14 protein-coding genes are annotated in these 12,505 nt (G+C 58.7%); 7 read left to right on the forward strand and 7 right to left on the reverse strand.

Features of this window, described 5'->3' with window-relative positions:
- The first annotated feature begins 950 nt into the window (after window positions 1-950).
- Window positions 951-2,885 (forward strand): PAS domain S-box protein, encoded by a 1,935-nt coding sequence (locus AB8A27_RS19900; RefSeq protein WP_441243409.1) that lies wholly within the window; start codon window positions 951-953, stop codon window positions 2,883-2,885.
- Window positions 2,886-2,951: 66 nt separating this feature from the next.
- Here AB8A27_RS19900 and AB8A27_RS19905 read toward each other — a convergent pair whose 3' ends face one another.
- Window positions 2,952-3,134 (reverse strand): DUF2934 domain-containing protein, encoded by a 183-nt coding sequence (locus AB8A27_RS19905; protein ID WP_441243410.1) that lies wholly within the window; start codon window positions 3,132-3,134, stop codon window positions 2,952-2,954.
- 216 nt (window positions 3,135-3,350) lie between these two features.
- On the opposite strand from AB8A27_RS19905, the gene AB8A27_RS19910 reads away from it, so the two are divergent.
- Window positions 3,351-3,677, forward strand: coding sequence for a hypothetical protein (locus AB8A27_RS19910; RefSeq protein ID WP_441243411.1), 327 nt, complete (start codon window positions 3,351-3,353; stop codon window positions 3,675-3,677).
- 280 nt (window positions 3,678-3,957) lie between these two features.
- On the opposite strand, the gene gfa is transcribed toward AB8A27_RS19910, so the two are convergent.
- The 4 genes from gfa to xoxF5 all read right to left on the reverse strand — a co-directional run bounded on the left by gfa (window position 3,958) and on the right by xoxF5 (window position 8,213).
- A complete protein-coding gene (gfa, locus tag AB8A27_RS19915; RefSeq protein ID WP_441243412.1) occupies window positions 3,958-4,521 on the reverse strand; it encodes an S-(hydroxymethyl)glutathione synthase in 564 nt (187 codons plus the stop codon).
- Between the two features lie 76 nt (window positions 4,522-4,597).
- Window positions 4,598-5,707 (reverse strand): S-(hydroxymethyl)glutathione dehydrogenase/class III alcohol dehydrogenase, encoded by a 1,110-nt coding sequence (locus AB8A27_RS19920; protein WP_092145491.1) that lies wholly within the window; start codon window positions 5,705-5,707, stop codon window positions 4,598-4,600.
- 101 nt (window positions 5,708-5,808) lie between these two features.
- Window positions 5,809-6,300 (reverse strand): c-type cytochrome, methanol metabolism-related, encoded by a 492-nt coding sequence (locus AB8A27_RS19925; RefSeq protein ID WP_441244961.1) that lies wholly within the window; start codon window positions 6,298-6,300, stop codon window positions 5,809-5,811.
- A 107-nt stretch (window positions 6,301-6,407) separates the two neighbouring features.
- The gene (gene xoxF5, locus AB8A27_RS19930) at window positions 6,408-8,213 is read right to left on the reverse strand and encodes a lanthanide-dependent methanol dehydrogenase XoxF5 (protein WP_441243413.1); all 1,806 of its coding nucleotides are present in this window, start codon (window positions 8,211-8,213) and stop codon (window positions 6,408-6,410) included.
- A 449-nt stretch (window positions 8,214-8,662) separates the two neighbouring features.
- Here xoxF5 and AB8A27_RS19935 point away from each other — a divergent pair, with 449 nt between their 5' ends.
- Together AB8A27_RS19935 and pqqA are read left to right on the forward strand one after the other, a co-directional pair.
- A complete protein-coding gene (locus AB8A27_RS19935) occupies window positions 8,663-9,640 on the forward strand; it encodes a helix-turn-helix domain-containing protein (protein ID WP_441243414.1) in 978 nt (325 codons plus the stop codon).
- A 119-nt stretch (window positions 9,641-9,759) separates the two neighbouring features.
- Window positions 9,760-9,840, forward strand: coding sequence for a pyrroloquinoline quinone precursor peptide PqqA (pqqA, locus tag AB8A27_RS19940; protein ID WP_081421972.1), 81 nt, complete (start codon window positions 9,760-9,762; stop codon window positions 9,838-9,840).
- Window positions 9,841-9,940: 100 nt separating this feature from the next.
- Here the strand turns inward: pqqA and AB8A27_RS19945 are convergent, their stop codons facing one another.
- Window positions 9,941-10,249, reverse strand: a complete 309-nt coding sequence (locus AB8A27_RS19945; RefSeq protein ID WP_092145495.1) for an EthD family reductase — start codon at window positions 10,247-10,249, stop codon at window positions 9,941-9,943.
- A 175-nt stretch (window positions 10,250-10,424) separates the two neighbouring features.
- On the opposite strand from AB8A27_RS19945, the gene AB8A27_RS19950 reads away from it, so the two are divergent.
- Both AB8A27_RS19950 and AB8A27_RS19955 read left to right on the forward strand, forming a co-directional pair.
- Window positions 10,425-11,294 carry a hypothetical protein gene (locus tag AB8A27_RS19950; protein WP_441243415.1) on the forward strand — a complete coding sequence of 290 codons (870 nt, stop codon included), beginning with the start codon at window positions 10,425-10,427 and terminating at the stop codon, window positions 11,292-11,294.
- Between the two features lie 157 nt (window positions 11,295-11,451).
- Entirely contained in the window at window positions 11,452-11,688 is a 237-nt protein-coding gene (locus AB8A27_RS19955) for a hypothetical protein (protein WP_441243416.1), read from the forward strand.
- A 15-nt stretch (window positions 11,689-11,703) separates the two neighbouring features.
- Here AB8A27_RS19955 and AB8A27_RS19960 read toward each other — a convergent pair whose 3' ends face one another.
- Entirely contained in the window at window positions 11,704-12,060 is a 357-nt protein-coding gene (locus AB8A27_RS19960; RefSeq protein WP_441243417.1) for a hypothetical protein, read from the reverse strand.
- Between the two features lie 103 nt (window positions 12,061-12,163).
- Between AB8A27_RS19960 and AB8A27_RS19965 the strand changes: the two genes are divergently transcribed.
- Window positions 12,164-12,505 carry a hypothetical protein gene (locus AB8A27_RS19965; protein WP_441243418.1) on the forward strand — a complete coding sequence of 114 codons (342 nt, stop codon included), beginning with the start codon at window positions 12,164-12,166 and terminating at the stop codon, window positions 12,503-12,505.

Raw genomic sequence — 12,505 nt, forward strand, 5'->3', positions numbered from 1 at the left:
TGTGCAGGATCTGCACGTATATCCACGTCGAGACAGCAAAACGCGACGACCCCCGCAACTGGAACGACGCGCACCACGTCATTTGACGCCGACCGCTTTTCGCTCACCTGTTCACCGCTCTTCCGCATCGAACTGTACAGAAATTCGCGTTTCGGGAGATTGTCCGCCAAACACCCCGCGCGCCGGTATCTGCTTTTCAGCATGAACGGTTTTGACGACGCCTCGCCACGGCGCCCCCCGGATGGAACCAATGCGAACCCAGATCATTGATTGTCATCACCGCGTGGCTCGTGGCTTTTATCGGTGATGAGAACGCCATTCGCGCTCCCGCCCTCCAATGGAAGAGAGGCGTGTATGAAACCGCGTCACTTTTTCAGAGACAGCAATCTCCGGCAGATCCTGGTTGATCAGGCTACGCGCCCGGGCGGCGCGAATGCCCGCCGGCGTGGAGCGGGATCGGCTGCTCAAGCAAGCCAGCGACAACGAGGTCCGCGCCAGCCTTCACATTTGGGCCGTCTACGGCCTCCTGAAAGGTAAGTGCATGCCCCATTCCACCAGTCGAAGCTGGACAGAGAACGACATTGCTCGGCTAAGACAACTCTCCCTTGAGGGCGCGTCGATTGTTCGGGCTGCCGCCGCCCTGAATCGCCGAACCACATCGGTAGCCAGAATGGCCAGGCTTCACGGCATTTCGCTGGCGGGCACACGGGAGATGAAAGCCGCCGTCCGTGTGCTTGATCTCCGGGCTGCCTTTTCTTCGGACCGCTGACGTGGATGCGAACATCTCCTCGCGGGCAATCCCCTGCGAATATTCGAGTGCGTGGACGGTTTAGGCGTTACTGAAGATCATGAAGACCTGGCCGCGGAGCGGAGCGATCCGTCGGCGACATTTGTAAGGGTTGATCCGAGAGCCCAGGCGCGCGTTAATTGAGCTTCGAGGGACGTGACTGATGACCGAGAATAATAACGCCGAGCGCAACCTCTTCGAAAGTGAGCGTGCGTTTCGGCTCCTCGTACAGGGCGTAACGGATTACGCCATCTATCTGCTGGACCTGAACGGCATCGTATCGAACTGGAATGCGGGCGCCGAGACGATCAAAGGATATGGCGCGGATGAAATCGTAGGCCAGCACTTTTCTATTTTCTATCCCCCGGAAGACCGCGAGGCCGGGCTTCCTGCCGCCGCATTAGAGGCCGCGCGTCGGAATAAGCGTTTCGAAGCGGAAGGTTGGCGGATGCGCAAAGACGGCACGCGATTTTTCGCTTCTGTCGTCATTGATGCCATCTATGAGAATGATGTGCTTGTCGGCTTCGCGAAAATCACACGCGACATCACTGAGCGGATGCAGGCACGCTCCGCATTAAGCGAAAGCGAAAATCACTTTCGGCTGCTGGTGGAGAATGTCACAGACTACGCTCTGTACATGCTTGATCCGGACGGACGGGTCACCAGCTGGAACCTGGGCGGCCAGCGGATCAAGGGCTATCTTCCCGACGAAATTATCGGCCAGCACTTTTCGCGCTTTTACACACCCGGCGACCGTGACGCGGGAAAGCCCGCGCGTGCGTTGGAGATTGCGCGTGAGAAGGGCCGTTACGAGGAGGAGGGCTTACGCGTTCGTAAGGATGGCACGTTTTTCTGGGCGAGCGTGGTCATTGATCCCGTTCGCAACGACGCAGGCGAATTGATCGGCTTTGCCAAGATCACGCGCGACATCACAGAACGACGTCAGGCGGCGCAACAGCTTGAACGCATGCAAAAGCAACTGGCGGAATCGCAGAAGATGGATGCGCTCGGACAGCTGACCGGCGGAGTTGCCCATGACTTTAACAACTTGCTTATGGCGGTGACCGGCAACACCCGGCTCATCAAGCGCCACGCCATCAATCCTCGCGTGGTCCAGGCAGCAGAAGCGATCGAGGCGAGCGTTCGTCGCGGCGCAGCACTTACGCGCCAGCTGCTGACATTTGCGCGTCGCCAACAGGTCGATCCGGTATTGCTTGACGTTGAAGAGACAGTGCGCGCTGTAAGCGAGGTTTTGACAACCGTTCTGGGGAGATCGATACAGCTCGAAATCTCTGTTCCCGCCGGCCTCTGGCCGGTGTTTGCGGATCAAACCGAACTTGAGACCGCACTCATCAATCTCGGTATAAACGCGCGTGATGCCATGCCCGACGGCGGCACCTTGACGATCGCGGCCGAGAACTTCTGTGTCGCTGACGGAGATGACAGAGGCGAATATGTGAACATCAAGGTGATCGATACCGGCACTGGTATTCCCGACGATGTCATTGCGCGGGTATTTGACCCGTTCTTCACGACAAAACCTGTCGGCAAGGGAACGGGATTGGGGCTCTCGCAAGTTCATGGCTTTGCCAATCAGGCCGGCGGCAATGTCGCGATCAAGAGCCGCCTCGGCGCCGGCACCGAAATCGTCATTCGCCTTCCGCGCGGCGAAGGCCATGCTGGGGTGCATGAAGCAGAGGTCCTGGCCGAAGGCGCCGGCACTGTCCTTCTTGTTGAAGACAATCCCGATGTTGCAACCTCCAGCACCCTCCTTCTGGAGGAGCTGGGATACCGCGTGAAGTGGGTCGCGGACGCAGATTCCGCCTTGCGCGAGGTGGAGCACAACGGCATCGACATCGTATTCAGTGATATTGTGATGCCGGGAAAAATGGATGGTCTTGGCCTCGCTCGCCAGCTCAAACAGAGTCACCCACACATCCCCGTGGTTCTCGCGTCGGGCTATAGCGATGCCTCACGGAAGTCCGGTTCGGAATTTTCGCTGCTGCGCAAACCCTATGAGCTTCATGAGCTGAGCAATGCACTTGAGACAGCTCGGGGCGGTGCCGCTAACAACCCCATCGGACTGTTCTCGAAGTAGCCCCTGCTGCACCGGCTCTGCATCAATGTGATACTCGGCCCGGTACTGCATTTTGGCGCCATCAGATCAGCCGGCTGGACACGTTACCTGCACCTGCTCATGCATCGGTTTCGGATCGTCCGGATTCGGTTTTTCCAATTCACGCTTGGCCCGATGCCAGAAATCCTCAGCCTTGCCTTCGGGCTTACCCTCCCTCCCCCAGAGTTGATGGGCATACTTCCGGATCTGCTCTTCTGAATATTCGGACATCGGCCTCTCCTCATGACGAACGGGGAAACCTGCGATTGTTGAAAGCGTTCCTCTGAAAAGGAGGTGAGCATCTACGGACAGGGATCACGTCGTAAAATACGTGGAGGAGCTGCTTTACCGCCGTCGCTCGGAACCTAAGCGTCTCCCGGTGATTTTATTGGCAGCACCGCATGCACGCAGATGCGTAGCTTGCTTGCGTTACCCAAGGAGAGGCAGATGAAGACGGCTCAACTGATTCTCGCGTGCGCCATCGCGCTGGGGCTTAGCGGCGCGGCGTATGCGGGGCCATGCACCACCGGAAAATCGGCAGAAATGCGGGACGCGGGCTCCGGCCCGACGCCGGGAAACACCGGCACTACGGTCGGCAGCGCAAGTTCCAACACTGGCCAGCACCCACCGACAAGCGCCATGAACCAGCAGGCCGGCAATACGCCAGCGTCGTCCGAAGATGCTCAGAAGCAGATGCAGGGACAGCCCACTGCGGCGCAGCAGGCCGGGGGAGCAACGACTGCACCGGGCAAGACCGCCGACAACGACTGCTGACTTTCGTTCAGGCGTGAGCCGGGCTTGGACGTGATATTCAGACCGGACGGATGTCCGCCCGCTATGCCCCCACGAAAGCGAAGGGCATAACGAGTGCTGTGGGCTATCTTCGCGCGGTCAATGCTGTTGTGGCGATACGCAGCGGACCGATCGGAGCGAGGCCGAATGCGATTGTTCGGGTGAACCGCTAAATCGAAGCTCCTTGCAGGAGCAAATCTCCCGATAGCAACGCCGGTGGCGACAAGTCCCCACCGGCGGATGCTTATGTGCTTGCGTTGACTCAGGCCGCTTTGGCCGTAGCCACGTGATTGGCGAGGACATCCATCAGCGCGGGCGAAAGGCAATCATAGGGCTCGAGCCCGAGTTCCTTGAGGCGCGCCCGTATTCCGGCCATATCGCTCGGCTTCACGCCGGATTCAATCACCGACGAGACGAAGGCGGCGAAGCCCGGTGCGGCCGAGCCGGATTCCTCGAACAATTCGGGATGAATAAAGTCGAGGCCGTAAAACGCATGTCCCTTGTTCTCGATACGGCCAAACATGTGGGTCCCGCATCCGGTGCAGGCATGGCGCTGGATGGTTGCGGCCTGATCGACGATGCGCAGCTTGTCGCCGTTCTGCAGCACGGTGACATTTTCGCGCGGGACCACTGCGATCACGGCAAAGGTTGCCCCATCTGGCTTCCAGCACTTGGTGCAGCCGCAGGCGTGATTATGAGCGACGTCGCCTTTGACGGCGACCTTGACCGGCTTGTCGCTGCATTTGCAGACGAGCGTTCCGCCGGCAAAATGACCGGAACCTTGTTTGACGCCGCCGTCGACGGACGGGTGGATATGAACAGTCATCAGTCTATCCTCCTGCTATGATGCGTCACTTGTGTGAAGCATAATTGTATTGGCACTCTGGTGTTGCGGCCTGCATTCAGAACACGACCACCGATCGGATCGATTTTCCTTCGTGCATCAGATCGAATCCCTTGTTGATCTCGTCCAGCTTGAGCACATGCGTGATCATCGGATCGATCTCGATCTTTCCGTTCATGTACCAGTCGACGATCTTGGGCACGTCGGTACGACCGCGCGCGCCGCCAAAGGCCGTGCCCTTCCAGACGCGACCTGTGACAAGCTGAAATGGCCGGGTCGCGATCTCTTTCCCGGACTCCGCGACGCCAATGACAACGGAAACGCCCCAGCCGCGATGGCAGGCTTCGAGCGCCTGTCGCATGACCGTGGTGTTGCCGGTGCAGTCGAAGGTGTAATCGGCGCCGCCATCGGTCAGCCCCACGAGATGCTGAACAATGTCGCCATCGACCTTCTTCGGATTGACGAAATGGGTCATGCCGAAGCGGCGGCCCCATTCTTCCTTGTCGTCATTGATGTCGACGCCGACGATCCTGTCGGCTCCGACCATCCGTGCGCCCTGAATGACGTTGAGGCCGATGCCACCGAGGCCGAACACGACGACATTGGAGCCCGGCGTGACCTTCGCCGTATTGACCACCGCACCGACGCCGGTGGTGACACCGCAGCCGATATAGCAGCTCTTGTCGAACGGCGCGTCGTCGCGGATCTTCGCCACCGCGATCTCCGGCAGCACTGTGAAGTTCGAAAAGGTCGAGCAGCCCATATAGTGGTAGATCGGCTTGCCCTTATAGCTGAAGCGCGACGTGCCATCGGGCATCACGCCCTTGCCCTGGGTGGCGCGAATCGCCGTGCAGAGATTGGTCTTCTGGCTCAGGCAGCTTTTGCATTGCCGGCATTCCGGCGTGTAGAGCGGAATGACGTGGTCGCCGGGCTTGACCGAAGTGACGCCGGGACCGACCTCACGCACGATACCTGCGCCCTCATGGCCAAGGATGGACGGAAAGATGCCTTCGCTGTCGAAACCATCGAGCGTATAGGCATCGGTGTGGCAAATGCCGGTCGCCTTGATCTCGACCAGGACTTCGCCAGCCTTCGGCCCTTCGAGATCGACTTCGACGATTTCAAGCGGCTTCTTTGCTTCGAAGGCGACTGCGGCGCGGGTCTTCATTCTCAACTCCCTCGGTCATTTGATCTTGCGTCATCCAGTCCTGTGCCGTCCGAGCCAGCGTCATTCGGGATTGCAGGTCAGCGGCTCGCTCGTGATCCGCATCAGTTCGGTTTGCCCATGCAGGCGCTCTCGGCTTCGGTATAGGCTGCGGGCTTTTCCTCGCGCTTGCCCGGACGGACGCGGCCGACTGCATCATTGGCGCGCGCACGCAGATAGACGTAGAGATCATCCATGTAGCAGGCGACATTGGTGTTATCGCCAAAGGCCGGCATGACGCTTTCCTGCGAGGTGCTGACATTCTTGCGGCCGCTGGCGACAACGCCGAGGAAGTCGCCATAGCTCATCGTTTTCAGCGAGTCCTTCAGTGCCGGTGCGTAGGTCGATCCCATCCCATCGGGGCCATGACAAACGTGGCATTCCGAGTGATAGCGCCGGTAACCGGAATATGTGTACCAGTCGATGGTGCCATCGGCGGAAACGTTGAAGGTCGGATTGCCCTCCTTGTCCAGATACTTGCCGTCTTCGGATTTAACGGCTTTCGGATCGCCGGCATTCTCGGCGAAGCTCGTATTCCCAGAGGCCACGACAACAATCGCGGCAATAACAGACCAGATGTGACGCAAGAGCTTGTCCTCGACATGCGATTTCAGAAAAGACCGGCGCATGAACGAAGCCATGCGCCGGTGACTGATGCGTCAGTTCACTGTGGGAGTGCAAAGACCGTCAGCGCGCCGCCGAGTGCGGTATAGTTGGTCAGGGCCGCGTAGCCACCGACGGCACCGAGACCGGCAGTCGGATCCGTCAGACCCGCTGCGAGACCGATGCCGGCCCAGCCGCCGACGCCTGACAGGACAGCGATATACTGCCGGCCATTATTTTCGTAGGTGGTGACGTTGCCGATGATGCCGGACGGAGTCTTGAACTTGTAGAGTTCCTTACCCGTCTTGGCATCGACCGCCTTCAGATAGCCTTCCAGCGTCCCGTAGAACACGACGCCGCCGGCAGTGGCGAGAGCGCCTGACCAGACCGAGAACTGCTCCTTGTTCGACCAGACGATCTTGCCGGTCTTGTTGTCCCAGGCAATGAAGTTGCCCATATGGGTTTCGCCCGGAGGTGGGTACATCGACAGCGTTGCGCCCACATAAGGCTGACCGGCAGTGTAGTTCACCTTGAACGGCTCATAGTCCATGCAGACATGGTTGGTCGGCACATAGAACAGCTGGGTATCCGGCGAATATGCCGCCGGCTGCTGGTCCTTCGTACCGAGTGCCGCCGGACAGACGCCCTTGGTGTTGACGTCTTCGCCCTGCTTCTCGGTGGAGTACTGATCGACCACTTTCGGGCGACCATAGGTCGGCGACGACTTGTTCATGTCGACACCGGTCGTCCAGTTCACCTTCGGATCGTATTTCTCTGCCACCAGCAATTCGCCGCTGACGCGATCCATGGTGTAAGCGAGGCCGTTGCGATCAAAATGCGTCAGAAGTTTGCGGTTCTGGCCGTTGACCTGCTGATCGCTGAGGATCATTTCGTTGACGCCGTCATAGTCCCACTCGTCATGCGGCGTCATCTGGTAGACCCACTTGGCCATGCCCGTGTCGGCATCGCGCGCGAAGATGGTCATCGACCACTTGTTGTCGCCTGGCCGCTGCTTCGGATTCCAGGTCGAAGGATTGCCCGAGCCGTAATAAACGAGATTCAATTCAGGATCGTAGGAGGTCCAGCCCCAGGTGCAGCCGCCACCGATCTTCCATTGGTCGCCTTGCCAGGTCTTGATGCTGGAATCCTTGCCGACCGGCTTGCCTAGCGCCATGGTCTTCTCGGGGTCGACCATGATCTGATCGTCCGGGCCTTCCGAATAGGCGCGCCATGCCAGCTTGCCCGTCTTCAGGTCATAGGCGGTCATGTGGCACTGAACGCCGAATTCGCCGCCGGAAATGCCGATCAGAACCTTGTCCTTGACGACGAGAGGAGCTGACGTGCCGGTAGCGCCCTTGGTGGCGTCGCCGTTCTTCACCGTCCAGATTTCCTTGCCGGTCTTGGCATCGAGCGCGACCAGCGTGGTGTCGGCCTGATGCAGGAAGATTTTGCCGTCCGCATAGGCAACGCCGCGATTGACGGTGTCGCAGCACATCACCGGAATGACGTTCGGATCCTGCTTCGGTTCATACTTCCAGACGATCTTGTTGTCCTGTGACAGGTCCATTGCATAGACCTTGTTCGGGAACGGCGTATGCACATACATCATGTTGCCGATGATCAGCGGACCGCCTTCGTGGCCGCGCAGAACACCGGTGGAGAAAGTCCAAGCCACCTGCATTTTTCCGACATTGCCGGCATTGATCTGGTTCAGCTTCGAATAGCGCGTATTGGCGTAGTCGCCCGCTGGCATCACCCAGTCTTTCGGGTTCTGCGCCATCTTTGTCAGTTCATCATTGGCGATGGCAACGCTCGCGGCAGATGCCGCCATTGTGCCAAGACAGGTCGCAAGCAACACCTTTCGCATCGTGATGTCCTCCCAGACATAATGCCGGGTCTCGTCGAGCGGCCCAGCTTCATTTTGGTGTCTGTAAGTAGCAAGATCCGCTGACACATACTTGCCCAAGAGCGAAACAGGCTTGCTCGACAGAGAACCTGTGCAAGATAATTTTCTCGTTCTGGGACGAGAAAGCTGAGCGGTATCTGGAAAGCCAGCGCCTTTTCGCACTGCACACAGATCGCCGCACTGCGAGCTAAAAGGTGATGTTTCACTTGACGGGGCTGGTATCGAGTCAGAGGATCGACAAGGAGAAGTGAGTTACTCTGACTACGATTCACGAGCTGCGGGCTGTGCCTTTACATATTGTGACGCACGTTATTCCTTAGGCGTTTCGTTCGATATGTGCTTCGTTCTGTAAGTATAGTTCCGTCGCGCGACCTATTGTTACGTGATGGTCTTTGATCGGTGAATTGTTCATGTCCGATACGCTTAGTTCTCTCAGCACATCCGGATTGACGCCGACAAGGCAGATCCAGGTCTGGTCAGATGCCCTGACCGATCTGTGCGGGCGATTTGATATTGATCCGCTGGAAGCATCCACATTTGATGGGCTGATCAATTGCACATCGGTTTCGCGGCTGAAACTGTGCCACATCGAGGCGAGTCAGCATCGAATCGGCCACGCTGCCCCGCGAATTCGGCAAAGCGATCATCCATATGTGAAGATTGTGTTTCAAACTTATGGCGTCTCGCATTTTGAACAGGACAGCCGGCGGATCGATATCGGGCCCGGCGATTGCCTCGTCTATGACGTGTCGTGCCCGCATACCATCGTCAGCCCGGCCTTTACACGCCATGACGTCGTCATCGTGCCCAAGGAGTTGCTGCATGAGCGCGGCCTCGGCGCGGGAAATCTGGCCGCCTGCAAGCTGTCGGCCCGCGCCGGCACCGGGCGCATCGCGCATGATTTTGTCCAGGCCGCCTTCCACGAAGCGAGCAGGCTATCGCCCAACAGTGCCATCGGTGTCGCGGATTCACTGATTGATTTGCTGCTGTTGCCGCTGCGCGAAGTCGACATGACGCTCGATCGCGTCGGGCCGGAAGCCATGTATGTGCGCGCGCAGGGTTTCATTCGGGAACATTTGCGCGACCCCGAGCTCAGCATCGATCAGATTTCGGCTGCGTTGCATTGCACCAAACGTTATCTGCATATGCTATTCAGCGACCGCGGAATAACTGTCAGCGATTATATCTGGCAGGCGCGGCTGCAGAATTGCCGACAGGAACTGGAAGCGCAGAACGGAAAGACGATCACGGACGTCGCGTTTTCCTGGGGCTTCTCGAGTTCCTCGCACTTCAGTCGCGTGTTCCGGAAATATTTTGGCGTGGCTCCGTCCGCGATTCACAGAGCGCATCACGGCCATCAGCGGCCGGCCCTCACCGAGGAAGTGTAGTCGCACTTCGGTTGCCGCTCACATTTCGCGCCGCAACCTGAGGAGTTAAGTTGAAAGACGTCGCCTCACTGCTTATCGTCTGGCGGCGCAATCATCGCGCAAACTCTGAGGAGACCAGGATGAGTTGGAAAACTCCGAAGATCGTGGAAGTGCAGGTCGGCATGGAAATCAACATGTACGCCTGCGCGGCCCGTAAGTGACAGATTGATCGTCTTGATCGATCTCTCCCGGCTCACAGACTACGGTTTGTGAGCCGGGCAGAGGCCGCTGAACGCGCGTTGTGGCAGTCAGGCGCCGCGGTCAGGCGTCCTTCGTGTCGAAGATCAGGAGATCTGCGCCACCATCTGCAAAATTCGCGAGATCGCCCGCTGCGGCCTGCCCTTCCGGCGAGGCAAGACCAAGCTTGAGTGCCGCAACCGTTTCGAAATCCAGCGCGGCGACCAGATGAATGTCACTGCCTCCTGTTGGTGTTGAGACGGTCCCTGTGCTGACACCATAGTGCTTCAGCCCCGGAATCTTCTTCGCCAGCGGGATATGTACGGATTGATAGTATTTGTCGAAGGCTGCGGGCTTCTTCGGTGTTTTGTAGAGGACCAGGAGTCTCGCCATAGACGTATCCTTCCCTGACTATTGGCACGAACGGCGCGCCGCGTGGGGTATAGCAACCGATCCTGATCCGATGTTCAAGTCAATCGCAGGACGTCTTCGCGGCTGGGCCAATTTCGACTAGCCTCGCACCGTGCGTTATCTCTATATATACGTCTCTCTTCGATGACAGGACTGGATGCAGGTGCAGCGCGGCGTCAGGATAGTCTACGCGGCGGCTCTTGCACTCAGCATGCTGGCCGTGCCGCGCGCACAGGCAGGCGACATCGATACCGAGCATATTTTCGGTTTCATGATCGGCAGCGACATCGGCCGGGTAGGCGAGCGTGAATTCCAGAGCGAGACGACCGGGCGGTTCGGGAAATCCGGCGGTCGCTATCGCGCGGGCGAGCAGGAATTTGAACTGGAATTCGTTCCCGCCAGGGACATCCGCATCGAGATCGGAAGCAGTTTCTCGGCCCATCGGATCGCTGGTGTCCCCGGCTTTGCCGATCAGCGCGCGCTCGGCTGGCAGGGCGCATCGGTGGACTTTCGCTACAGGTTTCTCGATCGCGAGACCGCCCCCGTCGGCATGACGCTCGCGATCGATGCGCAGTTCAATGGGATCGACGAAACGAGCGCAGCGCGGGTCAGGAGCTACGGCACAGGGCTGACGCTGGCCTTCGATCGCGAAATCTTCCCCGATGCTATTGCAGCGATCAATCTGATCTATCAGCCGGAATGGACGCGCTATGTCGATACCGGAACGCAGGAACGCGAGGCGAGCATCGGAGCAGCGCTCGGCGTCATGATGCAATTGCGCCCCGGCATCCTTCTCGGAGGCGAGGCGCGCTATATGCGCCGCTATGAAGGGATCGGCCTTGGCGAACTGGCCGGTCAGGCGCTGTTCGTCGGGCCAACCGCCTATTTCCAGCTTTCGGACCGATCGCGGCTGACGGCGAGCTGGAGCACGCAATTATGGGGCCGCTCGGAAGTGCCAGGATCGACGCTGGATCTGGTCAACTTTGAACGTCACCAGGCCCGTCTGGTGTACGGGGTCAATTTTTAGAGCATGATCCCGAAAAGTGGATGCCGGTTTTCGCCGACAAACGAGTTCGTTTGTCGAGAGATCATGCTCCAATGAAGAAAAATGCTAGCCGAAACTTCGCGCTGACGGGCGCGTAGCTGAGATGTTATCGTCCGGTGAACGATCAGGGATGTCCGACATGAATATGATCAATCTGGTCCTGACAGTCTGCGCAGTCATGTCACCGAACACCTGCGAAGAACGAAACCTGTCGTTCACGGCGGACTTCTCGCTGCATCAATGCGCCATGGCAGCGCCCCCATACATCGCCCAGTGGATCGGCGAACATCCGAAATGGACCGCGGTGAAGTGGCGCTGCGAATATCCCCATGGCCATGACAAGGCTGACGCGGCGCAGGGAACAAAGGCCGGCTAGCCAAAGCGACCAAGCCTATTTGTTGCAGTCCTGCAGGTCCTTGTCCGCAATCGAGAATACGGCGTCAGCCTTGATCTCGATATTCCTGACCATGCACTGGCGCGCCTCGGCATAGCTGACCTTGGCGTCGTAAGTGCCGGGCTCTATCCCCGTGATGCGCAGCCGCTCGTCGTGATCGACTTCCTTGTCCTTGTCCGCCAGCGTCAGATTGGCGCTCCATTGCTGCTTTCCGGCCGGGGAGAGCTGGAACCCGGTAATGGTCGATGTCGTCAGGTTCCAGAGCCGGATGCCCTTCCCGGCTTTGCCTTGGGCGTGAGCATGGCTTGCGATGAGCAACAGTATGACACCCGTCGATATAGACGTGCGTGACATGTCCCCTCCCTGTCTGTTCGGCTTGTTGAGCCGGTTCGTTTTACTAGTATAGTTTGCCGGTCGTCTTCGCCAGCTTTGCGAGACTCTCGTGGGACCCGATCGAATGACAAGATATCTCGCCCCATTTGCAATCATCGCCGTCTTGTCAGGGTCAGCAAGGGCAGCGGAGATCAATGACTATCCGACCTCCGCGCGCGCCGAATATGTCTTCGGCTGCATGAAGGCGAATGGCGAGACCCGGCAATCGATCGAGCAATGTTCGTGCTCGATCGATGTCGTGGCGTCGCTGGTGCCCTATACCCGCTATATCACGGCGGAAACGGCGCTGAGCATGTCGCAGGTGCGCGGCAATCTGAGCGCCCAGTTCCGAACCTCGGAGCAGGCCACCAGCGCCATCAATGACGTCAGGCGCGCCCAGGCCGAGGCTGAGGTGCGCTGCTTCTAG

Origin of the sequence: Tardiphaga sp. 768_D3_N2_1, assembly GCF_052076105.1 — a bacterium.
In the GTDB taxonomy this organism is placed as follows: Bacteria; Pseudomonadota; Alphaproteobacteria; order Rhizobiales; family Xanthobacteraceae; genus Tardiphaga.